The sequence below is a fragment of the Ruminiclostridium papyrosolvens DSM 2782 genome (genome assembly GCF_029318685.1).
In the GTDB taxonomy this organism is placed as follows: Bacteria; Bacillota; Clostridia; order Acetivibrionales; family DSM-1351; genus Ruminiclostridium; species Ruminiclostridium papyrosolvens.
This window is the reverse complement of sequence record NZ_CP119677.1, coordinates 2679679-2705853: the sequence shown is the minus strand read 5'-3', so window position 1 is coordinate 2705853 and position 26175 is coordinate 2679679. Positions and strand designations below refer to the sequence as shown.

At 36.2% G+C, this 26175-nt stretch carries 23 protein-coding genes; 19 read left to right on the top strand and 4 right to left on the bottom strand.

All coding sequences use genetic code 11. From position 1 onward, the window contains the following. Positions 1-3: 3 nt before the first annotated feature. From P0092_RS11965 to P0092_RS11930, 8 genes are all read left to right on the top strand, one after another. A complete protein-coding gene (locus P0092_RS11965) occupies positions 4-1392 on the top strand; it encodes a sensor histidine kinase (protein ID WP_004618004.1) in 1389 nt (462 codons plus the stop codon). A gap of 88 nt (positions 1393-1480) precedes the next feature. Then, on the top strand, positions 1481-2176 hold the full coding sequence (gene vanR, locus P0092_RS11960) for a VanR-ABDEGLN family response regulator transcription factor (RefSeq protein ID WP_004618006.1): 696 nt from the start codon (positions 1481-1483) through the stop codon (positions 2174-2176). Then, complete coding sequence (locus P0092_RS11955; RefSeq protein WP_422784821.1) at positions 2154-3290, top strand: sensor histidine kinase; 1137 nt, start codon at positions 2154-2156, stop codon at positions 3288-3290. Before vanR ends, P0092_RS11955 begins: the two co-directional genes overlap by 23 nt. A 134-nt stretch (positions 3291-3424) precedes the next feature. Next, complete coding sequence (gene vanG, locus P0092_RS11950) at positions 3425-4474, top strand: D-alanine--D-serine ligase VanG (RefSeq protein ID WP_004618010.1); 1050 nt, start codon at positions 3425-3427, stop codon at positions 4472-4474. Continuing rightward, positions 4471-5265, top strand: a complete 795-nt coding sequence (locus P0092_RS11945; protein ID WP_004618012.1) for a M15 family metallopeptidase — start codon at positions 4471-4473, stop codon at positions 5263-5265. The genes vanG and P0092_RS11945 overlap by 4 nt, the downstream gene beginning before the upstream one ends. Beyond that, positions 5258-7417: a serine racemase VanT catalytic subunit gene (gene vanT, locus P0092_RS11940; RefSeq protein WP_004618014.1), complete on the top strand. Its 2160-nt coding sequence runs from the start codon at positions 5258-5260 to the stop codon at positions 7415-7417. The genes P0092_RS11945 and vanT overlap by 8 nt, the downstream gene beginning before the upstream one ends. Positions 7418-7545: 128 nt before the next feature. Further along, positions 7546-7764 (top strand): hypothetical protein, encoded by a 219-nt coding sequence (locus P0092_RS11935; RefSeq protein ID WP_004618016.1) that lies wholly within the window; start codon positions 7546-7548, stop codon positions 7762-7764. Positions 7765-7908: 144 nt separating this feature from the next. Then, on the top strand, positions 7909-8790 hold the full coding sequence (locus P0092_RS11930) for a DMT family transporter (protein WP_004618018.1): 882 nt from the start codon (positions 7909-7911) through the stop codon (positions 8788-8790). 19 nt (positions 8791-8809) lie between these two features. Here P0092_RS11930 and P0092_RS11925 read toward each other — a convergent pair whose 3' ends face one another. The 3 genes from P0092_RS11925 to P0092_RS11915 are packed head-to-tail and all read right to left on the bottom strand — an operon-like array spanning position 8810 to position 13393. After that, the gene (locus tag P0092_RS11925; RefSeq protein ID WP_004618020.1) at positions 8810-11236 is read right to left on the bottom strand and encodes a transglutaminase-like domain-containing protein; all 2427 of its coding nucleotides are present in this window, start codon (positions 11234-11236) and stop codon (positions 8810-8812) included. Next, positions 11236-12441 (bottom strand): DUF58 domain-containing protein, encoded by a 1206-nt coding sequence (locus P0092_RS11920; RefSeq protein WP_004618022.1) that lies wholly within the window; start codon positions 12439-12441, stop codon positions 11236-11238. Before P0092_RS11920 ends, P0092_RS11925 begins: the two co-directional genes overlap by 1 nt. Continuing rightward, positions 12428-13393 (bottom strand): AAA family ATPase, encoded by a 966-nt coding sequence (locus P0092_RS11915; protein WP_004618024.1) that lies wholly within the window; start codon positions 13391-13393, stop codon positions 12428-12430. The genes P0092_RS11920 and P0092_RS11915 overlap by 14 nt, the downstream gene beginning before the upstream one ends. A 276-nt stretch (positions 13394-13669) precedes the next feature. Here P0092_RS11915 and rpsO point away from each other — a divergent pair, with 276 nt between their 5' ends. The 7 genes from rpsO to P0092_RS11880 all read left to right on the top strand — a co-directional run bounded on the left by rpsO (position 13670) and on the right by P0092_RS11880 (position 20400). Next, complete coding sequence (rpsO, locus tag P0092_RS11910) at positions 13670-13933, top strand: 30S ribosomal protein S15 (protein WP_004618026.1); 264 nt, start codon at positions 13670-13672, stop codon at positions 13931-13933. 269 nt (positions 13934-14202) lie between these two features. Further along, a complete protein-coding gene (locus tag P0092_RS11905) occupies positions 14203-16314 on the top strand; it encodes a polyribonucleotide nucleotidyltransferase (RefSeq protein ID WP_040758486.1) in 2112 nt (703 codons plus the stop codon). A gap of 109 nt (positions 16315-16423) precedes the next feature. Then, positions 16424-17659, top strand: coding sequence for a M16 family metallopeptidase (locus P0092_RS11900; RefSeq protein ID WP_004618029.1), 1236 nt, complete (start codon positions 16424-16426; stop codon positions 17657-17659). Positions 17660-17818: 159 nt separating this feature from the next. Then, complete coding sequence (dpsA, locus tag P0092_RS11895) at positions 17819-18694, top strand: dipicolinate synthase subunit DpsA (protein WP_004618031.1); 876 nt, start codon at positions 17819-17821, stop codon at positions 18692-18694. Between the two features lie 2 nt (positions 18695-18696). Beyond that, positions 18697-19284 carry a dipicolinate synthase subunit B gene (locus P0092_RS11890; protein ID WP_004618033.1) on the top strand — a complete coding sequence of 196 codons (588 nt, stop codon included), beginning with the start codon at positions 18697-18699 and terminating at the stop codon, positions 19282-19284. Positions 19285-19426: 142 nt separating this feature from the next. Beyond that, complete coding sequence (locus P0092_RS11885) at positions 19427-20182, top strand: ClpP family protease (RefSeq protein ID WP_004618034.1); 756 nt, start codon at positions 19427-19429, stop codon at positions 20180-20182. After that, positions 20179-20400, top strand: coding sequence for a YlzJ-like family protein (locus P0092_RS11880; protein ID WP_004618036.1), 222 nt, complete (start codon positions 20179-20181; stop codon positions 20398-20400). The genes P0092_RS11885 and P0092_RS11880 overlap by 4 nt, the downstream gene beginning before the upstream one ends. Here P0092_RS11880 and P0092_RS11875 read toward each other — a convergent pair whose 3' ends face one another. After that, positions 20401-20829, bottom strand: coding sequence for a PaaI family thioesterase (locus tag P0092_RS11875; protein ID WP_004618038.1), 429 nt, complete (start codon positions 20827-20829; stop codon positions 20401-20403). A gap of 148 nt (positions 20830-20977) precedes the next feature. Here P0092_RS11875 and P0092_RS11870 point away from each other — a divergent pair, with 148 nt between their 5' ends. The 4 genes from P0092_RS11870 (at position 20978) to mutS (ending at position 26172) form a co-directional block, all read left to right on the top strand. Further along, entirely contained in the window at positions 20978-21541 is a 564-nt protein-coding gene (locus P0092_RS11870) for a GNAT family N-acetyltransferase (RefSeq protein WP_004618039.1), read from the top strand. Positions 21542-21681: 140 nt separating this feature from the next. Next, complete coding sequence (gene miaB, locus P0092_RS11865) at positions 21682-23040, top strand: tRNA (N6-isopentenyl adenosine(37)-C2)-methylthiotransferase MiaB (RefSeq protein ID WP_338054767.1); 1359 nt, start codon at positions 21682-21684, stop codon at positions 23038-23040. 42 nt (positions 23041-23082) lie between these two features. Then, positions 23083-23469: a YlbF/YmcA family competence regulator gene (locus tag P0092_RS11860; RefSeq protein ID WP_004618044.1), complete on the top strand. Its 387-nt coding sequence runs from the start codon at positions 23083-23085 to the stop codon at positions 23467-23469. Between the two features lie 81 nt (positions 23470-23550). Further along, the gene (gene mutS / locus P0092_RS11855) at positions 23551-26172 is read left to right on the top strand and encodes a DNA mismatch repair protein MutS (protein ID WP_004618046.1); all 2622 of its coding nucleotides are present in this window, start codon (positions 23551-23553) and stop codon (positions 26170-26172) included. Positions 26173-26175 lie beyond the last annotated feature (3 nt).

Sequence of the window (26175 nt, the reverse complement as noted above, 5' to 3'; positions counted from 1 at the left end):
GACATGAATTCCAGTTTGAGAACCAAGCTTTCAATTTCATATGTTGCCGTTGCTCTTATATGCATTATACTTATAAGTATTTTTACAACCCTTTTTGTATATAAGCATTTTGAAGAGTATGTAAAACAAAACACAGAGCAAAAAAACCGTGAAATTGTTACTACTCTTTCAGGTCAATATATGGGGAACGGAAAATGGAATACAAAAGTAATTGAAACCATTGGCGTAAGCTCTATGGAGAATGGAATTATTCTAAAAGTCAAAGATATTAACGGCAATATTATATGGGATGCAAAAACTCACAATAACGGTATGTGCCAAAGAATAATAGAACACATGTCAAATAATGCAAGCAGAATACCCGGCAGAGGTAAGTCGGGCTACACAGAGGTTCCATATACCATAAACTATAACCTTAACAAGGTAGGAACTGTGGAAATCGGAACCTATGGAGACAATTATCTTAATGAACACGATATTGCATTTATAAATGATTTATACAATTTACTTTGGGCTGTGGGAATTTTTTCTTTAATTCTATCTCTGTTATTTGGTACTGTTATGTCAAAAAGACTGGTTTCGCCTATAGCTAGGGTAATAAATACAGCGAAAGCCATATCAAAAGGGTTTTATTCAGACAGAATTAAGGAGAAGTCAAATACTCGAGAGATTAATCAGCTTACTGTTACCATAAATGATTTAGCAGAAAACATGGAAAAGCAGGAAATATTGAGAAAAAGACTTACCGGAGATGTTGCACATGAACTGAGAACGCCATTGGCAACTCTTCAGAGCCATTTAGAAGCAATGATGGATGGTATATGGCCTGCTGATTCGGAAAGACTTAAAAGTTGTCATGAAGAGATTGTAAGGATAAGCAAAATGGTAGGCGACCTTGAAAAGCTTGCCAGATATGAAAGCGAAAATTTTGTTTTAAATATGGATACATTTGATATTACTGAACTGGCAAAAAGGCAGATTCATAATTTTGAAAGTGAATTTTTAAGCAAAGGGCTGGAATTAAAACTAACAGGTGCGGATTGCAGGGTGTATGCAGATAAGGATAAAATAAGTCAGGTACTTGTAAATTTACTTTCAAATGCTTTAAAATACACTCCTGAAGGTGGAATGGTCGTTATCAATATACAGTATAATGATGTAAATACGGAGATTTCAGTGACGGATAACGGACCGGGTATACCTGGTGAAGATTTACCTTATATTTTTGAAAGGTTTTATAGGGCTGATAAGTCACGTAATAAGCTGACAGGCGGTTCAGGAATAGGCCTTGCTATTTGTAAATCCATAGTTTTGGCTCACGGCGGCAGTATTAATGTACAGAGTAATATCGGCAAAGGCACAAAATTTACCTTTACAATTCCTAAAATATAAAAAAATTAAGTAATTCTTAATAAAGTTTTAATTTAGAATGCTATAATTTTCTTATCTATATTATTATGGGAGTTTAAGAGGACGATTTATGAGTACAAATATTTTGGTGGTTGATGATGAAAAAGAGATAGCGGATTTGGTTGAGCTGTACCTGAGAAATGAGAATTATAATATATACAAGTTTTATTCTCCTATAGAGGCACTTAAATCAATTGATGAGATAAAATATGATTTGGCCATACTGGATGTTATGATGCCTGTGATGGATGGGTTTAAATTATGTCAGAAGATACGGGAGAAATACAATTTTCCGGTTATAATGTTAACAGCAAAGGTTGAAGAAATGGATAAAATCACAGGACTTACTTTGGGCGCCGATGATTATATTACAAAACCTTTTAGTCCCCTTGAAATGGTTGCAAGAGTTAAAGCCCAGCTTAGGAGATTCACAAGATATAATGAGGGAATACAGCAATCAAACGATATATTGGAAGTCTCCAGTCTTATAATGAACAAAACAACACATGAATGTTCTCTAAATGAACAGCCACTTATTCTGACACCTACGGAGTTCTCTATTCTGTGGATACTTTGCGAAAATAGAGGACAGGTTATCAGCTCTGAAAGGCTTTTTCAGGAGGTATGGGGAGAGAAGTATTTCTCAGGCAGTAATAATACAGTAATGGTTCATATAAGGCATCTCCGTGAAAAGATGAAGGAGCCGGAAGGCAATCCGAAGTTCATTAAAACAGTATGGGGAGTTGGATATAAAATTGAAAAATGATTTTACTCAGTTAAGATTGAAGATATTGTTGCAAATTTTGCTAGGTGCGGTACTTGCCTTAATAATCGGAGGTTTTGTTCTTATCTTTCTTATTGATGATGCCTTTCAGGCACCTTTTGCAGAAGGTTTTGTAAGAGTAGCTGAAAAGCTTTTCCATACAAGCTATTATTCTGCTGCAGATATATATCGAAGGATATTTGTGGAAAATAAGAATGTATTTGTAATAATAGGCTTTGTCTTACTGATTATTATATTTGTTTTTATTGCAATGTCCAGATATACCCGTTACTTTAATAAAATAAGTGAAGGAATAGATGCACTTGTGGAGGAATCTGAAACGCCTATAGTTCTTCCTTCTGAGCTTTCATTTATGGAGAACAAGCTCAACACTGTTAAAAACACCCTTGAAAAAAGGAAGAATGCAGCCCTTGAAAGTGAACGGAGAAAAAACGATCTGGTAGTGTATCTGGCCCATGATATTAAAACACCTCTTACTTCTGTTATAGGCTATCTCAGCCTACTGAACGAGGCTCCTGACATGCCTTTGGAGCAAAGGTTAAAATATACTGGCATTACTTTGGAAAAGGCTTATCGCCTAGAGCAGCTTATAAATGAATTTTTTGAGATAACACGATTTAACCTTCAGAGTATTGTTCTTGAAAAGGAAGATATTAATTTAACTCTTATGCTGGAACAGATGGCGGATGAGTTTTACCCTGTTCTTGCACCTGAAAATAAAGAGGCCATTGTTTCTGCTGATGAAAACCTTCATATTTTTGCTGACTCTGACAAGATGGCGCGAGTATTTAATAATATACTTAAAAATGCTGCTGCATACAGCTATGAAAATTCCAAAATAGTGATTTCTGCAATACAGTCTAATAACGTTACCATAGTTACATTTAGAAACAGTGGCAAGATGATACCTGCAGATAAGCTTGAATCCATTTTTGAAAAATTTTACAGACTTGATTCTGCAAGGTCTTCACACACAGGAGGAACCGGCCTTGGTCTTGCCATTGCTAAAGAAATAGTTAACCTGCATGGAGGAGATATTACCGCAACCAGTAATGAAGAATTTACGCAGTTTAAAGTAACGCTTCCTAAGACATAATATATAAATCTAAATAAATTCGTAAGGAAATCTTAAGAATTCAATAAGACTAAGTTAATAAAGAGCAGCCGGGAAATTATTAGAATTAAATCATAGGGGTTTGATACATTAATAATAACTCAAGGAGAATAAAGATGGATAGAAAAAACATTGCAATTATTTTCGGAGGCTGCTCGCCGGAATACGAAGTCTCACTTAATTCTGCGTCGTCTGTAATAAAACATATAAATAATGATTTGTATAATACCATTTTAATAGGTATTACAAAAGAGGGCGAATGGCTCAGGTACTTTGGAGATGTTGACAAAATCAGTAATAATACTTGGTATCAGGAAAAAGGCTGTAACCCTGTTGCTTTTTCTCAAAGTCCAAGCATACACGGTTTCTATGAATTTTCAGAGGAATCAAGCTCCATTACTTATGTTGATGCTGCCTTTCCCGTGCTTCATGGAAGAAACGGTGAAGACGGTACTGTTCAAGGTATGCTTAAACTTGCAGGAATACCTTTTGTAGGCTGTGGCGTCTTAAGTTCTGCCATGTGCATGGACAAGGATATTGCTCATCGTATTGCACAGTCGTCAGGAGTATGTGTTCCAAAATCAATATCTGCTGATAAAGCTATGCTGCTTAAAGATATTTTGAATAAGGCGGAAACTCTCAGATACCCTGTTTTTGTAAAACCAGCAAGAGCCGGGTCTTCTTTCGGGATATCACGTGTTATTGACAGAGCTGAGCTTGAAAAGGCAATTATTAATGCTTTTGAATACGACAGTAAAATAGTCATTGAAGAGAATATTGATGGTTTTGAAGTGGGCTGTGCCATCCTTGGAAATGATAATCTTGTAATAGGTGAAGTAGATGAAATTGAACTTCAGAGCGGAATTTTTGATTACAACGAAAAATACACATTAAAGACGTCTAAAATACACATGCCTGCCAGAATTGACACAGTTACCGCAGAGAGGATTAAAGATACTGCAAGGATTTTATACAATGCTCTGTGTTGTACCGGATTCGCAAGAGTTGACATGTTTCTGACTCCAAAGGGAGAAATAGTATTTAATGAAGTTAATACCATACCAGGCTTTACAGCTCACAGCCGTTATCCCAATATGCTCAGAGGAGTAGGCCTTTCATTTGCTTCCATAGTTGAAAGGTTGATAAGGATGGCGATTGAAAAATGAGTACAAATCTGATTTCAAATATAGTCAGGTTGAATCTGGCCAAATCATATATTCATATTGGTAATCTTGTTCTTGTGAACAAAAAGAATCCTATTAACAAGCCTGAATCATTAACAATTAGAAATTTAGAAACTGTAAACTCCGATTACCAAAAAATATTGCTTGATAAAACAGCGGCAATAATGCTCAGAAAACTGATTCAAGCCTGTGGCGGAGAAAATGAAATCGTACCGGTTAGCGGTTTCAGACCGTTGAGTGAGCAGATAGCAATCTATAATGATTCCTTGAATGAAAATGGTGAGGATTTTACCAACAAATATGTAGCGCTTCCAAACCACAGTGAACACCAGACGGGACTTGCAATAGATGTTGCAAAGAATGAGTCCGATATTGATTTTATTTGTCCTTTGTTCCCATACGAAGGTATTTGTCAGGATTTTCGTGAGAAAGCAGCCCAATACGGTTTTATTCAGCGTTATCCAAAGGGAAAGGAAGCAATTACAGGAATATCTCATGAACCATGGCATTTTCGCTATGTTGGGAATCCTCATTCCCAAATTATTTCAGATAATAATTTTACTTTGGAAGAATATATAGAATATCTGAAGCAGTTTCCATACGAAGGTATGCATTTACAAGTTAAAAACCAAGGCTGGACAGCGGAAGTATTTTATGTAAATGCTTTAGAAGAGGCCAAGACAGTTTACCTGACTGAGAACTTATTATATGACGTTTCGGGAAATAACATTGACGGTTTTATAGTTACAGTCTGGAGGCAGTACAATGACTAATAAAAGGGAAGGATATGCCGGAATAGATATATTTCGTATAGCTGCTGCCATAATGATTATTGCTATTCATACATCACCACTGGTTTCATTCAGCCATGAAGCTGACTTTGTATTGACAAGGATTATTGCAAGAGTCGCAGTGCCTTTCTTTTTCATGTGTACAGGTTATTTCCTTATACCCGGATGTACTGAATCCAGAGAAAACAGAAAAAGGGTATTTGTAAAATTTCTTTCTAAAACCGGATTTTTATATGGAGCTGCAATATTAATTTATATACCCGTAAATATTTACTCAGGATATTTCAAAGAGAAACCAATTATTATAAATATTACAAAAGATATTGTATTTGACGGTACCTTTTATCACCTTTGGTATATTCCTGCCAGCATTATTGGCTTCATGATTGTATATACTTTGACTACAAGACTAAGTTTAAAAAAGGTATTCACACTCAGCTTTATTTTATACTTGATTGGCTTGTTTGGCGACAGCTACTACGGTATATCGGAAAAATTTGACGCAGCAAATAGTTTTTATGGGACTTTGTTCTCATATTTTGATTATACAAGAAATGGTTTGTTTTTTGCTCCCGTATTTATTGTTTTGGGAGCGATAATAGCAAAATCCAAAAGGGAGTATTCATTAAGGAAAAATTTGGTTGGATTTGCGTTAGCTTTTTCAGCTCTTATAGCAGAAGCTTTAATATTGCACCATTATTCTTTACAGAGACATGACAGCATGTATATTATGCTGATTCCGGCAATGTTATTTCTGTTCAGGATATTGCTAATAATAAAGGGAGAGAGCCAAAAGATTCTCAGAGATATTTCAATGCTCGTTTATATACTCCATCCACTTTGCATTATTTTTGTCAGAGGCTTTGCAAAGGTTTTGAAATTAGAGGTATATCTCATCGGTAACAGCTTAATACATTTTATTGCTGTAACTGTTGCAACAATTGTGATTTCAGTTGTTTTGATATATATTAAGAAACAGTTAGACACCTATAAAAGGCAAAGTCAGCCTGAAAGGTGCAGGGCATGGGCGGAAATTGATATGGATAGGCTTAAACACAACGTAAATCAGCTAAAGCTTCTCCTACCCCATGATTGTCAACTTATGGCTGTTGTAAAATCAAATGCATATGGACATGGAGATATTGAAATATCCAAGTCACTGAACAAAGCCGGTGTATATGCTTTTGCAGTTGCAACTCTGTCAGAAGGAATAGAACTGCGTAATAATAAAATAAAAGGAGAAATACTGATACTTGGATATACTCATCCTGATGAAGCACCACTCCTTGTAAGATATGATTTAACACAGACAGTAGTAGATTACGAATATGCAGAAATACTTGACAGTACAGGCCTTAAAATAAAGGTTCACATAAAAATTGATACAGGAATGCATAGATTGGGTGAAACTAATGATGCATTGACAAATTTAGACAGAACCTATAATTGTAAAAACCTGATAGTAGGAGGGACATATACCCATTTGTCGTCTGCCGACAGTGTTGAGCCTTCAAATATTATATTTACGAAAGAGCAGATTAAGAAATTCTATAGCACTCTTAACTACTTGAAAAGTCATAATCGTAACCCCAGTAAAATACACATTCAGAGTAGCTATGGAATACTTAATTATCCGGAGCTGGATTGTGATTATGCCAGAGTAGGAATAGCACTATATGGGGTACTGAGCAAAGAAAATGAGAAAACTAAAATTCGTGCCGCTTTGGAGCCTGTTCTGTCCCTGAAAGCCAGAATCGTTCTTACAAAGGAAATACAGGAGGGTGAATCTGTGGGCTATGGCAGAAGCTTCATAGCCGTAAAAAGAACTAAAATAGCAGTACTTTGTATAGGCTATGCAGATGGTATACCAAGGAGCCTTTCGTGCGGAAAAGGATATGTGCTTATTAAGGGTAAGAAAGCACCTATAATAGGCAATATATGCATGGATCAGCTTACGGTGGACATTTCGGACATACCTGATGTACAGCAGGGTGATATAGCCACACTCATAGGAGATGACGGAAATGAAGCTATAACTGCCGAACAGGTGGCTTCACTGGCAGGGACTATTACAAATGAATTGCTTAGTCGTTTGGGTAACAGAATTGAAAGAGTATATAAAAAAGTTGTATGATGAAAATGTAAATATTTAAATTTTAAAATAGGGTTGTTGCAAATTTGCAGCTGCTCTATATTTGTCTTTACCATTATTCTGTAATATAATAAAAAATATTACAGAATTAAAAGAAAGAGGATGTGAATATGAACATCGAGCACTTTAAACTTTATATGTGGACATGGCCTTTTCTGGGTGGTTTTTTGGGTCTGTTGCTTTGCTTGATTATTAATACTGATTTTGCTCCGGTTATTATTATGTTAGGTATAATAGGTGGATACATAGCTCTTATAACATATATTTTAGGACTAAGGTATCTTGACGGCAAGGGATATGATACTAATCCTGATAAGTATGAAGGTTGAAAGAATCTCTTTATTAATATCTTCAATTTCTGATATTTTAATGGTAGAATAGGAAGGTGTCTTTAGTATACATAAATCTTTGAATTAAAAAAACTTTACATAACAGTTGTCTGAAAGGATTGATTCAAAATTAGCAGCTTACATATGAAATCATTTATGCCAAAGCTGGCGCTTTTTTGTGCTGCATTTATATGGGGAAGTTCGTTTTTTATAATGAAGGATACCGTTGACGTGTTTTCACCGCATATTCTTTTAGGGTTTCGATTTACTATTGCTTGCATTCTGCTTGGTGTGATATTTTGCAGAAGACTTAAGAGTATAACTTTTGAATATCTTTGGAAGGGTGGAGTCATAGGACTTTTTTTGTTTTTGGGATATAGTACTCAAACTATTGGTATAACAAATACTACACCCGGAAAAAATGCATTTCTTACAGCAATTTATTGTGTAATTGTACCGTTCTTATTCTGGCTTGTTGATAAGTCAAAGCCGGACATATACAACTACTCCGCTGCAGTTATCTGCCTTACGGGTATTGGACTGGTTTCTATTACAGGAAGCCTTACCATAGGAATCGGCGACGCTTTTACCTTACTTGGAGGTTTTATATATGCCGCTCATCTTGTGTCTGTTGCAAAACTGGGTAAAGGGAAGGACCCAATAGTACTTACCATAATCCAGTTCGGATTTGCCGCTGTATTGTCTTGGATAACAGGTCTTACTACAGAACATATCCCTACAGAAGTAAGTATACAAAATGTTGCAGGTATTCTGTATTTGGCTGTTTTTGCCACGGCAGTAGCTTTGCTGTTCCAGAATATTGGACAAAAGTACACACACCCTTCTGCTGCTGCAATCATATTAAGCCTTGAATCAGTATTCGGCGTAATGTTTTCAATTATTTTTTATGGTGAGCAGTTGACAGTAAGACTGGTATGGGGCTTTCTGCTTATATTTATTGCAATTGTTATCTCTGAAACGAAGCTGTCATTTCTCAAAAAGTCAAAACAGGCTGGAAATCAATGATTTTCAGCCTGTAAAACTCTTATACTTTACCGAGAAAATATTTATATAGATTAAATTTGAATTTGCTTACTTTCTCAGAAGTTAGCTTCAATACAGTTTCAATAAAATTAATCGTGTCCTGCTTTGCTTCATCAGGAAGGGTATCTCTGCTGTATCTGGCCTTGACATAGTAGTCGGTTATTATGTTGAAATCATATTTATTAAAACTGTATCCTTTAAAATCCATTGTTTTCTCAACTCTGCTGCCGAACTGAAAAGGTGTTTCTCCTGCTGAAATAGTCACATTCTGGATTTTAAACAGCTTCATAATATATTTGTAGCCGGTGAGAACTGCATCATTTGAATTTTGCTTTTTAATTTTCCCTAACAGATAATAAAATCTTATTCTGTTAAATAGTACTATAAACAATAAAGACAGCAGAATTAATGAAGTTAATGAAACTGCTATAATAAAAGCTATGCGGGTTGTATTATTATTCTTATTTCCCACGGGCAAGTTGTCGGAAAGCTCCAAGGATTGATTTTTGCCTTCTTTTTGGTATTTCTCCATCATTCTCCGATATTCATCATAGTATTGTCCGGCCATGTTATTTGCAATAACAGGTCTTATGTGATTATCCTGATACATTGCTGCAACAAAAGGGGAGGTAGGCTCGAAGGGAATCCATCCGAATCCTTCGAAATATGCTTCAACCCATGCGTGAGCCTGCTGGTTAGTAACCTTAAAAACACCATTTCTGTTATCGGGAGGCAGAATATAACCTTCAACATAACGGGCTGGTATCCCTATGCACCTCAGCAACACAGTCATTGCGGTTGCATAATATGTACAGTATCCTTTCTTGCCTTCAAAAAGGAAATAGTCAACAAAATCCTTTTTCAAAGGAGGGTTACCGGGCTTTAACGTATAAGGATAGTTTGTAGCCAGATAAGTTTCTATAGCCTTTGCCCTGTCATAGTTATTGATTTGATTTGCAGTTATATTTTCGGCCAATTCCCTGACTCTTGCAGGGACTGTACTTGGCAAGGAAACATATTTTGAATAAATATCACGTAATTGCTCCTGAAGGCCACTGAATATGCTTACACTGTTGATGATTTTTTTGTTTTCATCCGACTGGTTGTCTATGTCGATATTAAATATAAGTTTGTATTGATTTTTTTCATATTCGTTTATGTTATCCATCCAATAGCCTTTGTAGCTTTTTCTTAAACTGTCTTTGAATTTGTCACTGTTCAGAAACATATAATCAAAATTGATAATATATTCAAAATTGCTGCTTTGAGGTTTTTCGGCAGAAATCATTCCGGCTCTGTCTGTAAATAATCCAAGTTCTTTTTTGGGTGTGATTTGAAAGGTCTTTGGAGGTATAAATAGTGATTTGGTTTTCAAATTTTTAAATTTAACCTCTATTTTTGAACTTTTATATAATTCGTCTTTAGAACTTGATTTGTTTATCAGAGCTCCTACTTCAAGCTGGTTAGCATCCATGTTTATATTGTTTAAAGTATCAACTGAGTTTCCATAGAGAATTACAGGATTATAAACAGGCTTGGTGTCATACCAGCTGTGACCGTTATAATATGCTTTTGTGGAGGCTTTAAGATAAAGATTGTAATACTCTGATTTTACATCCATAACATGAGTTTTGCTAGGACTAATATTACCTCCGAGAGTGTCATTACTTCCAAAACCCGTAGCATTTAAAGAAAAGAAATCAAAAGACGAGTTATTTGTCTGAGAAAAGCTCTCAATGGCTTTATCCAGCTTGTGGTCCAACCAAGGCCAGGATATTCTTTTATTTCCTATTGGAAAGTTAGAACTTACAATCAATACGGCTATACATACAGGGATTATGTACAGGAGATATTTTAGTCTGTTACCCGGGTCGTAAGATTTTTCCTCGGTCCTTATTTTGAGTATATAAAAAAAGTAGAAGAGAAGAAACGAAAACAGAAAAAGTACAAAAGCCGGTTTACTTACAAAAATTTGGGCATATGCCTGCCCGAAGAACAGGCTGAAGGTTACAAAACTGACTAAATAGATATTATATAGCTTTACGGCAAATATATAAATCATAAAAGTAACAATCAAGGCTATAAAAAATATTGTTATTGCCTGATATCGGGAGTTAGGCTCGTTAAGGTATCCCTGCATTGTATCAATCAACCAGATAGAGTAGGGATTAAAGTTGTTTGATATATAAACAATAACAAAACCTATACCTGCAAGGAGAAACAATAAAATACCTGATATGATGCAGCTAACCTTATTTTTAAGTGCAATATAAAAAACAAAAGTTAGCGGGATTACATAAAGAAATATGTTTATGTCCCATCTGTATGTCATAAATAGAGATGTATACAGGGTCTGACAAACAGACAAAGATAAAAGCATTACTAATATTAAGTTAACAAATACACTGTATTTATTCTCATGTACCATCAGTCCGAACCTCCAAGTAAGATTTTTATATCATCATCTGGATGTATGGAATATGCTTGAATACCTAATTCCGGGAGATTTTCCATTATATCTTCAATAATATCGGATTTGGCTTTTCCAGTACTGTCAGGTGATACATAAACAAGAGTGACAGTATGGTTTGCCATCTGCGATTTATACATTTCGTTATACAAATCAATATCCAGTATACTGGTAAAAACAATCATATCAGATGAATTTGAACAGGATTCTGAATGGAGCCTGAGAATATCCGGCATTGGTACCTGCTGATCAAAAATAACACATGATAATAATTTGTAAATTTGCTCAAAGTCCATCATGTTAGTAGCCTTAAATACTTCAAGCTTTTTATTGAAGTATACATAATTGACAGAAACTCCTTTGGATAAATAAAAATACAGCACTGCAATAGTCGCTTCAATTAGTTTGTCTTCGATTATAATGTTTTCTTCGTCGTTATAAACGTTTTTTCTTAGATCAAGAAGTATATTAACGTTTGCATCTGTGGTTCCCTCATAGTTTTTAACCATAAGTTTTTCATTTCTTGCCGTAAGTTTCCAGTGTATCTTTCTATAACTGTCTCCGGCAACGTATTCTCGTATATCCCTGATATTGTTCATATTATTCTGAATGCCGTTTTCGGTGCTTTGAGAATCGGAGCTTCCCGAGGACAGAATACTGAAATTTGAAAGATGTTCAATCCTGGGGTAAACAATAATTTTTTTCGGCTCAGGTATTTTATACTTTAACTTTATCAAACCAAGAAAATCTTCAATGTAGATTTCACTCAGACCCACTTCGTACTCACCTCTGAATTTGCATTCCATATCAAAGATAAATTCCTTACCCGACTTGGGGCTGATTGACAAACTTTGTGATGAATTTTTGCCTTTAAACGAAGAATGTGAACTAAAAAAGGTTGCAAAAACATAAGGGTATACTAAAATATCCTCGTTTGAAATCTTTACAACAAGTCTTACGGTCTCTCCTTTGACAATAACTCTTTTATCTATTTCCTGTATAAATTTAATTCTTACAAATACAAAGATGGTATACACAAGTGACAAGATAAATAAGGCAACAAGGGTGTTAAAAAAGAAGAAGGATACAAAGCCGCCGAAATTATATAAAAATATAATTGATACTATTAATAAAAATACATATGCAATTCTACTTTTTCTCATAGTTATCTACCATAGGTATGTATACCTTGTCAATTATTGAAGTTAGTATATCTGAGGAAGACATTTTTTTGAGTTTGGCTTCCTGCTTTAAAACAAGCCTGTGTGAAAGGGTAGGCAAAAGCATCTTTTTTATATCCTCCGGGATAACAAAATCTCTGCCGTTGAAATATGCCCATGCCTGTGCTGCACGACATACTGCAATTGAACCTCTCGGACTTGCACCAAGTGCAATATACTGATGCTTCCTTGTCATACTGACAATATCAACGACATAATTTTTTAAGGTTTTATCTATGTAAACCTGTTTTACATCTTTCTGAATTTGCAGAATATCGTCGCTGGTTGCAACAGCTTCAAGAGTATCCAATGGATTATCTTCCAAAAATCTTGATAAGATGTAAACTTCTTCACCTTGCTGAGGGTAGCCAAGGGATATTTTTATAAAAAACCTGTCCATCTGTGCCTCAGGAAGAGGATATGTACCAATATACTCAATGGGATTTTGGGTTGCCAGAACCATAAACGGTTTTGGAAGTTTATATGTAGAGCCGTCAACAGTGACTTGGTGCTCTTCCATTATCTCCAACAAACTGGACTGAGTTTTGGGAGAGGTTCTGTTAATTTCATCGGCAAGAAGAATCTGACACATAGCAGTTCCGGGCCTGAATTCAAATTCTCCTGTTTTTTGATTAAATATTGAAAAGCCTGTTATATCAGAAGGAAGAACATCAGGGGTAAACTGAATTCTTTTAAATGATGCTGAAATAGATTTGGCGAGAGATGAAACAAGGCTTGTTTTACCTACACCGGGAACATCCTCTAAAAGAACATGCCCATTACTAATAAGTGAAATTATTGCTAATTCAACAGCATTTCTCTTTCCTACAATAACATTTTCAACATTATCGGCAATTTTTTTCAATAGAGCAGAATTATTATTAATATAAACCATCTCCTTGAGATAAAATATAGAACATATTAAGTATATAAGAATAAGTAAATATAATCCATAATTTCTAGAAAATTATTTATTTATAGGAAATAGATGTTTAATTTGAATACATTTAAGACCTATTTCCAATAGTATAAACAATTTATTTACAATAATTATGAATTGTGCTAAAATACATAGGTATGAAATTTTTAACCATTAACTACGTTTTTGGGTTACTCCATCCAATTACCTGGTTTATGGCGATTAAACAAAATTTTTGGAGGTATTAAAAACATGGTTAAAGATGTAAAGCAAGAAATAATTGCTAAGTATCAATTGCATGAAGGTGATACTGGTTCACCGGAAGTTCAGGTTGCTATTCTTACAGAGAGAATCAACCACCTTAATGGCCACTTAAAGGTTCATAAAAAGGATTACCATTCAGGAAGAGGACTTCTTAAAATGGTTGGTGCAAGAAGAAGCTTGTTAAATTATCTTAGAAAGAATGATATCGAAAGATACCGTGCAATTATTGAAAAACTTGGTCTAAGAAAATAATAATATAAAAGCAGGCAGGCTAACCGCCTGCCTGCTTTTATATGCATTCAGAGTACATATTTATTGTGGAAATATTTAAGCATAATATATAGGAAATAAGTTGTGCTAAATATGAAATAATACTAATGAAGCACATATGGCTATAGACAGTAGAAGGTAGATTGTGCGTCAAAAATCACTTTGGCGCAGAATCTACATGCTACAGTCTATAGTTTTAAAATAGCATATGTAAAACTATTAAAAAACTTAGGAGGACTTATATGTCTAATATGTCTAAAACATTTAGCATGGAACTTGCAGGCAGAACACTAACAGTTGAAACAGGAAAACTTGCTCAATTGGCAAACGGGTCGGCATTAATCAGATACGGAGATACTGTAATAATGTCTTCTGCAACCGCATCAGCTTCACCAAGGGACGGTATTGATTTCTTCCCGCTTAGCGTTGATTATGAAGAAAGATTATATGCCGTAGGAAAAATTCCCGGAGGATTTATCAAGAGAGAAGGAAAACCTTCTGAAAAAGCAATATTGACTTCAAGAGTTATAGACAGACCAATCAGACCTCTTTTCCCAAAGGATTTGAGAAATGATGTAGCTGTTGTAAATACGGTAATGTCGGTGGAACAGGACAATTCACCTGAAATAGCTGCAATGATAGGCGCTTCCGTTGCTATAAGTATTTCAGATATTCCTTTTAACGGACCTATCGGCGGAGTTGTTCTCGGTTTGGTAGACGGCGAAGTGGTTGTTAACCCAAATGAAGAACAACGTGCGAAAAGCAAGATGTACGTTACTCTTGCCGGAACAAAAGAAAAGATAACAATGATTGAAGCAGGAGCTGACATAGTTGATGACGATGTTATGCTGGATGCCATTAAAAAGGGACATGAAGTAATAAAGCAGATTTGCGACTTTATTAATGGAATAGTAAAAGAGATTGGTAAGCCTAAATTCACTTATGAATCAGCAGATGTTCCTGCGGACTTATTTGCGGCTGTTAAAGCTTTTGCATATGATAAAATGCGTATTGCGGTTCTGGCAACGGACAAGCAGGACAGAGATGCCAAGGTTTCAGAATTGACAGAAGAAACTCAAGCTGCTTTGGCTGAGCAATACCCAGAAATGGAAAACAAAATAAAGGATGCTATATATAAGCTTGAAAAGAAAGTAGTACGTGAATATATATTAAAGGAAGGTAAGCGTGTTGACGGCAGAAGTCTGGATGAGATAAGACCTCTTTCAGCAGAAGTAGGCATACTGCCTAGAACACATGGTTCCGGTCTTTTCCAGAGAGGACAGACTCAGGTATTGACTACTATAACACTCGGTGCAATGGGTGATGTTCAGAAGATGGACGGTATTGACACTGAAGAAACTAAGAGATACATGCACCATTACAACTTCCCGGGTTACAGTGTTGGTGAAGCAAAAACTTCAAGAGGCCCCGGAAGAAGAGAAATCGGACACGGTGCTTTAGCTGAAAGATCACTGGTACCTGTAATTCCTACAGAAATCGAATTTCCTTATGCATTCAGACTTGTATCAGAAGTTTTGATGTCAAATGGTTCAACCTCACAGGGAAGTGTGTGCGGAAGTACACTTGCACTCATGGATGCAGGAGTTCCTATCAAGGCACCTGTAGCAGGTATTTCAGCAGGATTGGTTATAGATGAGGAAAACCCTGACAACTTTGTTACCTTTATGGATATTCAGGGAATAGAAGACTTCTTTGGAGACATGGACTTTAAGGTTGCCGGAACTACAGAAGGTATTACTGCTATTCAAATGGATATAAAGGTTGACGGTCTTAACTATGAAATTATACGTCAGGCATTTGAATTAACAAAAAAAGGTCGTTTACAAATTATCAATGATGTAATTCTGAAGGCTATACCCCAACCAAGAAAAGAACTTTCAGAATATGCACCCAAAATAATTACTACAAATATAGACCCTGAAAAGATTCGTGATGTCATTGGACCAGGCGGAAAGATGATAAATAAGATAATTGCTGAAACAGGTGTAAAAATAGACATTGAAGAAGACGGTAGAGTATATATTTTAACACCGGACAGTGCAGCAGCACAAAAGGCTCTTAGAATAATACAGGGAATAGCAAAGGATATCGAACCTGGTGAAGTTTACCTTGGTAAAGTTGTAAGAATAACAACCTTCGGTGCTTTTGTAGAAATATTACCGGGTAAAGACGGTTTGGTTCACATTTCAAAGCTTGATAAAAAGAGAGTTGAAAAAGTTGAAGATGTTGTTAATATCGGTGATGAAATACTTGTAAAAGTAACTGAGATTGACAAGCAAGGAAGAATCAATTTGTCACGTAAAGATGCTATGGCTGAGGAAGGTACTACTGAAGAAAAATAAATCCTTGGTTTTGTGAATAGATTATTTTGGGCGTAGACTTCTTTGGGTTTACGCCCAATTATGTATTTAAAAATTTTATGGCTTTAGAGAATATACATCGGAGGACTAGATGTTCAAAAAAGTACAATTAAGTAACGGGTTGAGACTTGTATATGAAAAAATACCATATGTAAGGTCAGTTTCAGTAGGCATTTGGGTTGGCACTGGTTCCAGAAATGAAACTTCAGAAAATAACGGCATATCCCATTTTATTGAGCATATGCTTTTTAAAGGTACTACTAAAAGGTCAGCAAAGGATATTGCTGAATGTATAGACGCCATCGGTGGGCAGATAAATGCGTTTACCGGGAAAGAATGTACATGCTACTATACAAAGACACTGGATACCCATCTTGATATTGCCGTGGATGTGTTGGCTGACATGTTTTTTAACTCATCCTTCGCCGGTGATGATATTAACGTAGAAAAACGAGTTGTAATTGAAGAAATAGGTATGTACGAGGATACCCCTGAGGAACTGGTGCATGATATTTTTTCTGAAATGGTTTGGGACGGAAACCCATTAGGATATCCAATTCTCGGTACTGAAATGTGTATCAACAAGTTTGACAAAGATATGATATTAAAGTACATGAATGAATTTTATACACCATATAACACAGTAATATCTGTTGCAGGTAATTTTGACGAAGCAAAGCTTATCGAACTTGTTAATCAGTACTTTCAGGATTGGAAATTCGGAAAAACCTTCAGTAATAAGTTTTCTCCTGCACAGTACAAGGTTAATAAAATTGTACGTGAAAAGGATACAGAACAGGTTCACTTATGTATGGGCTTTGAAGGTGTTGAACACGGCAATGAGAAGCTATATTCCTTACTATCTCTGAATAACATACTGGGAGGCGGAATGAGTTCCCGACTGTTTCAGACAATAAGAGAAAAAAGAGGACTTGTTTATTCCATTTATTCATATCCATCTACTTATCAGGGATCAGGGCTTTTTGTAATATATGCGGGAATGAACCCAGAGTATCTCCAGACAGTAATTGATTTAACCAAAAGCGAGTTGAATAACATAATAAAAGATGGCATAACAAAAGATGAACTGTCTAAGACAAAAGAACAGCTAAAGGGCAATTACATTCTAGGGTTGGAAAGTACCAGCAGCAGAATGAACAGTATAGGAAAATCTGAACTTATGCTTGGCAAAATAAACACTCCTGAAGAAGTATTGCAGAAAATTGACAGAGTCAATATGGACAGCGTTGATGAAATGATTAAAAGGGTGTTAGATTTTGAAAAAATGAGTATTTCAGCAGTTGGAAATATTAAAAATAAGATATAAAAGTCAATTAACAAAACAGACCGATGGCAAGCCATCGGTCTGTTTTGTTATGCTTAAATATCAGAATTAGTGTATTTGGTACAGGCACTCGGTATATGTTTGTTTCATAAGATATACTAGTCGTCATAATTAGTTTATTCTTCGTTGTGGGGAGGGCTTATGGTGAGTGGTAAAAGGTATAGCGTAATAGGGGGAGATTTAAGAAGTGTAAAGTTGGCAGAATTAATTGCACAAGATGGTAATTCCGTTAATATATATGGTTTTACAACGGCGGGTTTTGAAATAAAACTGGAGCAAAGCAAAACATTAGCCAAGGCTGTAGTAGACTCAGATGTAATAATTGGACCCATACCTTGTTCAAATGATAATGAATTTATAAATGCTCCCTTTCATAATGAGAGTATTCATATGAATGAATTATTCAAAGCAATGAATAAAAATCAACTTTTCCTTGCAGGAAGAATAAGTGATAAAATAGCCCACTTGGCGCAAGTATGCAATGTTTATACAGTTGATTTGCTGGAGAGAGAAGAAATGGCGGTTTTAAACGCAATACCCACCGCTGAGGGCGCTATCCAAATTGCAATGGAAGAAATGCCAATAACTTTACATAACAGTAATTCGCTGATTTTGGGATACGGAAGAATAGGCAAAATTCTTGCAAAAATGCTGCACGGTATAGGTTCCAATGTTTATGTAGAAGCACGTAAGTATGCTGATTTGGCTTGGATAAAAAGTTTAGGGTACAGTCCTGTAATGCTGAGTAATTTATCTCAGGTTCTTAAAAATGCAGATGTTATCTTCAATACTATTCCATCCATGGTACTAAATTATGAGCTTTTAAAAATATTGAATCCCGAATGTCTAATAATAGACCTTGCATCAAAGCCTGGAGGAGTTGATTTCAGCAAGGCTAAAGAACTTGGATTAAAAGCTATCTGGGCTCTATCACTTCCGGGAAAAGTTGCCCCTGTAACAGCAGCAGGATTTATTAAAGATACTACATACAACATTATTGAGGAGTTGGGGGTATAAGCATGTTACTGGAAGGAATTAAAATCGGATACGCATTAACAGGTTCCTTTTGTACCTTTAATAAAACAGTCCCGCAAATAGAAAATTTGATAAATGAGGGTGCCGAAGTTATTCCCATAATTTCGCAGGCTGTTAATGATTTTGATACTCGTTTTGGAACCGCTGAGGACTTGAAAGCCAAATTAAAACAAATTACAGGAAAAACTCCGATAAGCACAATTATAGAAGCTGAGCCATTCGGACCTAAAGCAATATTAGATATACTTGTAATAGCCCCATGTACGGGGAACACTATTGCCAAAATTGCAAATGCTATTACCGACAGTTCGGTTACAATGGCTTGTAAAGCACATCTGAGAAATGCAAGGCCCGTTGTAATTGCAGTTTCAACCAACGATGGGTTAAGTGCAAATGCAAAAAACATCGGTGTACTGCTAAATACTAAAAACGTATACATGGTTCCCTTCGGTCAGGATGATCCTATTAAGAAATGTACATCATTGGTTGCTGATTTCGATAAAATTGTTCCTACTGTTGTTGAAGCTTTAAAAAACAATCAGATTCAGCCAATATTAATACATAAAAATTAAAATACATCTTTGCCAATTTTTATCAGGATAATATAGCCTGATTAAAGTTGGCAATTCTTATCTTCCATAGAATTACGTATTTTTTCTAAAAATAAATAGATAATAAGAAGGACAAAATTTATAAAAAATTGAGGTATAAACCGTGAACAATAAAAACTATCAAAATAATGAAGTTCCGGAAACACAACCGGCAGAGCAGAGTAAGCAAGCTGCTGAACTCCAGCAGATAAAAGAGCTGGGAACACCTGAGGTTCCTAAAGAAGAAAGTAATATTCACTGTCTTACGATTATAGGACAGATAGAAGGACATATATTATTGCCGCCACATAATAAAACTACAAAATATGAGCATATAATTCCACAGTTGGTCGCCATTGAAGAAAGCAAACAAATAGAAGGCCTTCTTTTGGTTCTTAATACTGTGGGAGGTGATGTGGAAGCCGGACTTGCCATATCAGAAATGGTGTCGAGTTTGTCAAAACCCACGGTTTCTTTGGTGCTGGGGGGCGGGCATAGTATTGGTGTTCCTATGGCAGTATCTGCAAATCATTCTTTTATTGCCAGTTCTGCAACGATGACAATACATCCTATCAGGATGAACGGGTTAGTGATAGGTGTACCCCAAACTTATGAATATTTTGATAAAATGCAGGAAAGGGTTGTAAATTTCGTTTGTTCCCATTCAGGAATTAAAAGAGAAAAATTCCGTGAACTTATGCTTAAAACCGGTGAACTGGCAAACGATGTGGGTACAGTACTGTTTGGAGAAGAAGCAACACAATCGGGTTTAATTGATCAGGTAGGCGGATTATCTGATGCAATAAAAAAACTCAATGAGCTTATTGAAATCAGACGAAAAGAAAACTCTAACCAACAGCAGGGAGGTAAGCTTCAATGATTCTTTACACTATTTATGACCACAATGTAGTCATGGGAAACGGCCAGACAGATAATTTGGAGAATAGCCTTGACTATAGTGAAATGAAAATTGACGGGGTACAAGTACAAGTATCCCGTTTTGGCAATTCCGATTATCAGGTTCAAAGAATACTAAGCACCAACCCCTACGACTATTTAAACCCAAGAATTCAACCGGGTACAATAATACAAAAATAATTACTTAATTTTCGTAAGTACTCCTGTAGCAAAATCTATTTTTAAACCTTTTCTGTAGCCTGTTCCGCTGAATTTAGCTATAAGAGTGCCGTCTTCGTCAAATACATCTACATCACATCCGCAGATTTTATTACCTGCGGATGTTTCCTTGGCAACCGCAGTAATTTTATTACCTTTTGGAGCTTTGAAATATGTAATATTAGAATTAATTCCTACAGTAGCTGAGCCGTTAGAATTTGTGGCTGCTGCAAATGCAAAGTCCGCAAGAGTAAAAATAGCTCCGCCTTGAACAACATCCAAGCCGTTTAAATGTTTTTCAGATAAGTCCAGACTTGTCTCGGCATAGCCCATTCCTACTTTAGTTAGTTCAATTCCAACAAAATGAGCAAACCTGTCCTTATCAAAAAATTTAATAATGTCTTTTTCCATGTGTGTACTCCTTGTTTAGGGAATTTATTACAATAATTATACAACAATAACTGCAAAAGTAAATATAGCTTCTAAAAACTGGGTTAGTTGATACAAACAAACTACTTTGATACAATAAGGTGGAATTTAATTTTCCTACGGAGAGCATATGAAAACAATCAGACTTGCAACTGCAGATGATGCAGCAGCCATGAGCTATATTCATTCGATAACATGGAAAACAGCCTACAGGGACTTTCTTACTAAAGAGTATCTTGATAATGTAACGGCTGAGGGGTGGATACCAATTTTTAAGAGAGAATTACTTGAAAATATACACGAAGCTGCTGTATTTGAACTGGATAACAAAATTACAGGCTGTATAACCTTCGGCAAAGGACGGGTTGGTCAAACCTGTACCATTCCAAAATCAGGTATTTTTGATGGTTCCGATACAACAGACTGCTGCAACTGTAATTCAGGTGAGATAATATCCCTCTATGTACTTCCGGAACACTGGAATTCAAAGCAAGGCTTTGAGTTGACAAAGTATGCGTTGGAAAGGCTTAAACAGCAAGGCTTTAATGATTGCTATCTGTGGGTTATTAAGGATAACCATCGTGCTAAAGCCTTTTATAGAAATTTTGGCTTTAAAAGTACAAATACCTTTACAACTGTTAACCTTGGCGGAAGAGATATTACAGAGGAAAAATACAATTATATATTTATTTAATAAAATTATGTTATAATAGCTTTTGTATAAAAATATACATGGTTTATATCAATGGAGGAATTTACTTGAGCGAGGGCAAGAGAATTACCACAAAAGTATCTGCTGAAGAAATAAATCAGCAGTACAAATATATAGAAACAATGAAGCAGTATAATCAGAGTGTTATATCCGGTTCGGGAAAGCCTGCAAGATACAATATAGAGACCTTTGGCTGTCAGATGAATGAAAACGATTCTGAAAGATTATCAGGGATGCTTTCAGAAATGGGTTATTCGGAATGTTCAGAAAGAAAGGACAGCGACCTGATAATATTCAATACCTGTTGTGTTCGTGAAAACGCCGAACAAAAGGTTTATGGCCATCTGGGTGCATTGAAAAAGCTAAAGGAGACAAATCCCAACCTTGTAATTGCCATATGTGGCTGCATGATGCAGCAGAAGGAAGTTGTTGAGCACATTAAAAAGACATATAAACATGTTGACATAATATTTGGAACTCATAATCTATATAAATTTCCGGAACTGCTGAATACGGCGATTACTACAAGAAGTACGGTCATAGATGTATGGGACTCTACGGGGTCAATAGCAGAAAACATGCCCATATCAAGAAAAGACAATATAAAGGCATGGGTTACCGTAATGTATGGCTGTGACAATTTCTGTTCCTATTGTATTGTTCCATATGTCAGAGGAAGAGAACGCAGTAGAAGCTTGGAAGAAATAAAAAATGAGGTTGAAAAACTGGCTGTAGACGGCTGCAAAGAAATAACCCTGTTGGGACAGAACGTAAATTCCTATGGCAAAGACCTTGAAGGAGACTTAACCTTTGCGGGACTGCTAAGAGAACTCAACAAGATTCAGGGTATTGAGAGAATCAGATTCATGACTTCTCATCCCAAGGATTTGTCTGAGGAATTAATATACGCAATTAGGGATTGTGAAAAAGTATGTGAACATCTTCATTTGCCGGTACAGTCAGGAAGTTCTAAGGTACTGGACGAAATGAACAGAAAGTATACAAAAGAGCAGTATCTCAAACTTATTGAGAAGGTTAAGAGCAACATACCGGGTATTGCATTATCTACGGATATAATAGTTGGTTTTCCCGGCGAAACGGAAGAAGACTTTGATGAAACTCTGGATGTTGTTGCTAAAGCAAGGTTTGATATGGCTTACACCTTTCTTTATTCTAAGAGAACGGGTACTCCTGCTGCCAAAAATCCGGAACAAGTACCTGAAAGCGTTAAAAAGCAAAGGTTCGATAAGCTTTTAGAGCTGCAAAATAAAATCAGTAAAGAAATAAATGATGAGTTTCTTGGCAAGGAAATGGAAGTATTGGTTGAAGGCCTGAGTAAAAGCAGTAAAACCACCTACACAGGAAGAACCAGAGAAAATAAGATTGTGAATTTCAAAGGAAACCCTGATATGGTAGGAAAGCTTGTAAAAGTTAAAATTGATGAAATTCAAACTTGGTCTCTGTTAGGTACAAAGGTTTGATTAATTAATAATAATAAATAAATATATAGCGAGGTAATTAAAATGGATATTATAGAAAAAGCAAGAGAATTGGGGAAACTTCTGGCAAGTTCGCCGGAGATGCAGCAATACAACAATGCTGAAGCTGCAATGAAATCTGATGATAAATCAGCAACACTTATGAGCGAATACAAACAACTCCAGATAGAAATGGTTAAGCTCACAAGAGGCGGAGCCGAAACAAAGGAAATAGAAGAAACGAAGGAAAAATTACTTGCAAAACAGCTTGAAATCAACGAATACTCTGTCACTTTTAACTACCTGACAGCCAAAGCAAACCTTGAAGCACTAATGAAGAAGGTAAATGATATTTTAATTTATTCAATAACCGGAGAGTCAGAATGCTCAGATGATAAGTGTAAGAGCTGCGGTGGGGGCTGTAAAGGCTAATATTATTAAATAACTATATTAAATTTACCAATGTGCCTGATGGTTGTTTACATCAGGTACATTAATAGATGGAGGATAAAAATGGGAACTGTCACGCCAATGATGCAGCAGTACCTGGATATAAAGGAACAATATAAAGATTGCATTTTATTTTTCCGGCTGGGAGACTTCTACGAGATGTTTTTCTCAGATGCGGAACTGGCGTCCAGAGAACTGGAAATTACACTAACCGGAAGGGATTGCGGCCTAGAGGAACGTGCACCTATGTGTGGTGTTCCTTTTCATGCTGCCAATAACTATGTAGCCCGTTTGGTATCAAAGGGGTACAAGGTTGCAATTTGCGAGCAGGTCGAAGATCCTGCACTGGCAAAGGGAATTGTTAAAAGGGATGTAATAAAGGTCGTTACACCAGGTACTGTTACCGACATTACTATGCTGGACGAAAGAAAAAACAATTATCTTATGTCAATTTATAAAAACGGTAATTTTTACGGCTTGGCGTCGGTAGACATAACTACAGGTGATTTCTATGGAACAAGAATAACCTGGGGCAATACAAGGGAAAAACTTTTTGATGAGATTGCAAAGTACCTTCCTTCTGAAATAATTGTTAATACCGAGCTATGTGCTGACAATGAGCTTACGTGCGAGATAAAGCAAAGATTTAATACATATGTGTCAACCTTTGAAGAGGGTTCATTTGAGTATGGAAATGCAATGGATACCTTGAGAAATCAATTTGAAAACAGGGCATTGAATATTCAGGAATATGACATTGCGGTTAATGCGTCAGGAGCCCTTCTGACATATCTGGAAAGTACTCAAAAAGTAAATTTGAGTCACATTCAGAATTTTAATTTATATGCACTTGAAGAATACATGATTCTGGATGCGTCCTCCCGTAGAAACCTTGAACTTACTGAAACCATGCGTGAAAAATCAAAGAAGGGTTCTCTTTTGTGGGTACTGGATAAAACCATGACCTCAATGGGAGGAAGATTGCTTAGAAAATGGATTGAACAGCCATTAATTAATCACGGCGATATATCTCTTCGTCTCAATGCTGTAGAAGAGCTTAAAAATAAGTTTATGGCAAGAGTAGAAGCAAGAGAGCTTCTTAAAAGGGTATATGACATTGAAAGACTTATGGGAAAGGTAATACTGGGAAGTGTAAATTGCAGAGACTTGATAGCACTTAAAAATTCCATTAGTCAAATACCTTACATAAAAGAAATCCTTAACGGATTTGAAACAGAGTATATAAGCAGTTGTTACGAGCAGCTGGATTCTCTTGAGGATGTTTGCAATCTTATAGATATATCAATAATTGACGACCCTCCTGTAACAATAAAAGAGGGTGGAATAATAAAAGACGGATACAACCCCGAAGTAGATAAGCTCAGAAGCGCTTCAATACAGGGTAAAGACTGGATAGCGGCTCTTGAGGCCTCAGAACGTGAAAAAACAGGAATAAAAAACCTCAAGGTAGGTTTTAACAGGGTATTCGGCTATTATATCGAAGTAACTAAATCATATTTTTCCTTAGTACCTGAGGAATATATCAGAAAGCAGACTCTTGCCAATTGTGAAAGGTATATAACACCTGAACTTAAAGAAATCGAGGATAATATTCTTGGAGCGGAAGAAAAGATAGTACTGTTGGAGTACAGCCTATTTGTACAAATAAAGGACAAAATTGCTGAGCAATTATCAAGAATTAAGTCAACTGCAAGAGCTCTTGCGGAAATTGACGTACTGGCTTCCCTTGCGGAAGTAGCCGACAGGGAAGGCTACTGTAAACCTGAGATTTCTGTTTCTGACAAGATAGAAATAGTGGACGGAAGACACCCTGTCGTAGAAAAAATGACTGACAAAAGCGGCTTTGTTCCAAATGATACCGTCCTTGACATGGAAGAGGACAGACTTGCTATAATAACAGGCCCTAACATGGCTGGTAAATCAACATACATGAGGCAAAGTGCGCTTATTGTTTTGATGGCTCAAATAGGGAGCTTTGTCCCAGCCTCCTCAGCAAAAATCGGTTTAGTTGACAGGATTTTTACTAGAGTAGGGGCTTCAGATGATTTGGCATCGGGACAAAGTACTTTTATGGTGGAAATGTCTGAGGTAGCAAATATATTAACTAATGCAACAAAAAGAAGCCTGCTTGTTCTTGATGAGATAGGCAGGGGGACAAGCACCTTTGACGGATTAAGTATAGCGTGGGCAGTGATTGAGTACATTGTAAGCAAGGAACAACTGGGCTGCAGAACACTTTTTGCAACTCATTACCATGAATTAACCGAGCTTGAAGGAAAGCTCTCCGGTATTAAGAACTATTGTATAACAGTCAAGGAAAAGGGAGACGATGTAATATTCTTAAGAAAAATAATCCGGGGCGGTGCCGACGGAAGCTATGGCATACAGGTGGCAAAGCTTGCCGGAGTACCTCAGGGCGTTATTGACAGGGCAAAAGAAATACTGGCAAACTTGGATGATGCCGACATTAACAGGAACGGAAAAGTACGAAAAATAAAGAAACAAGTTGACGGACAGCTGGATTTATTTGCGCAAGCAGCAAAAGCATCTGCTGATGCCGAAATACTTGAGGAGATAAGAAAAATTGATATATCAAGGCTTACTCCCATTGATGCAATGAACATATTATATGAGCTTCAAAGGAAAATGAACAACCGGGAATAGTTT

What these genes read in the sequence shown, in the direction of transcription:
- P0092_RS11965 (WP_004618004.1), top strand. Translation starts at nt 4, where the DNA reads ATGAATTCCAGTTTGAGAACCAAGCTTTCAATTTCATATGTTGCCGTT.
- vanR (WP_004618006.1), top strand. Translation starts at nt 1,481, where the DNA reads ATGAGTACAAATATTTTGGTGGTTGATGATGAAAAAGAGATAGCGGAT.
- vanG (WP_004618010.1), top strand. Translation starts at nt 3,425, where the DNA reads ATGGATAGAAAAAACATTGCAATTATTTTCGGAGGCTGCTCGCCGGAA.
- P0092_RS11945 (WP_004618012.1), top strand. Translation starts at nt 4,471, where the DNA reads ATGAGTACAAATCTGATTTCAAATATAGTCAGGTTGAATCTGGCCAAA.
- vanT (WP_004618014.1), top strand. Translation starts at nt 5,258, where the DNA reads ATGACTAATAAAAGGGAAGGATATGCCGGAATAGATATATTTCGTATA.
- P0092_RS11935 (WP_004618016.1), top strand. Translation starts at nt 7,546, where the DNA reads ATGAACATCGAGCACTTTAAACTTTATATGTGGACATGGCCTTTTCTG.
- P0092_RS11930 (WP_004618018.1), top strand. Translation starts at nt 7,909, where the DNA reads ATGAAATCATTTATGCCAAAGCTGGCGCTTTTTTGTGCTGCATTTATA.
- P0092_RS11925 (WP_004618020.1), bottom strand. Translation starts at nt 11,236, where the DNA reads ATGGTACATGAGAATAAATACAGTGTATTTGTTAACTTAATATTAGTA.
- P0092_RS11920 (WP_004618022.1), bottom strand. Translation starts at nt 12,441, where the DNA reads ATGAGAAAAAGTAGAATTGCATATGTATTTTTATTAATAGTATCAATT.
- P0092_RS11915 (WP_004618024.1), bottom strand. Translation starts at nt 13,393, where the DNA reads ATGGTTTATATTAATAATAATTCTGCTCTATTGAAAAAAATTGCCGAT.
- rpsO (WP_004618026.1), top strand. Translation starts at nt 13,670, where the DNA reads ATGGTTAAAGATGTAAAGCAAGAAATAATTGCTAAGTATCAATTGCAT.
- P0092_RS11905 (WP_040758486.1), top strand. Translation starts at nt 14,203, where the DNA reads ATGTCTAAAACATTTAGCATGGAACTTGCAGGCAGAACACTAACAGTT.
- P0092_RS11900 (WP_004618029.1), top strand. Translation starts at nt 16,424, where the DNA reads ATGTTCAAAAAAGTACAATTAAGTAACGGGTTGAGACTTGTATATGAA.
- dpsA (WP_004618031.1), top strand. Translation starts at nt 17,819, where the DNA reads ATGGTGAGTGGTAAAAGGTATAGCGTAATAGGGGGAGATTTAAGAAGT.
- P0092_RS11890 (WP_004618033.1), top strand. Translation starts at nt 18,697, where the DNA reads ATGTTACTGGAAGGAATTAAAATCGGATACGCATTAACAGGTTCCTTT.
- P0092_RS11880 (WP_004618036.1), top strand. Translation starts at nt 20,179, where the DNA reads ATGATTCTTTACACTATTTATGACCACAATGTAGTCATGGGAAACGGC.
- P0092_RS11875 (WP_004618038.1), bottom strand. Translation starts at nt 20,829, where the DNA reads ATGGAAAAAGACATTATTAAATTTTTTGATAAGGACAGGTTTGCTCAT.
- P0092_RS11870 (WP_004618039.1), top strand. Translation starts at nt 20,978, where the DNA reads ATGAAAACAATCAGACTTGCAACTGCAGATGATGCAGCAGCCATGAGC.
- miaB (WP_338054767.1), top strand. Translation starts at nt 21,682, where the DNA reads ATGAAGCAGTATAATCAGAGTGTTATATCCGGTTCGGGAAAGCCTGCA.
- P0092_RS11860 (WP_004618044.1), top strand. Translation starts at nt 23,083, where the DNA reads ATGGATATTATAGAAAAAGCAAGAGAATTGGGGAAACTTCTGGCAAGT.
- mutS (WP_004618046.1), top strand. Translation starts at nt 23,551, where the DNA reads ATGGGAACTGTCACGCCAATGATGCAGCAGTACCTGGATATAAAGGAA.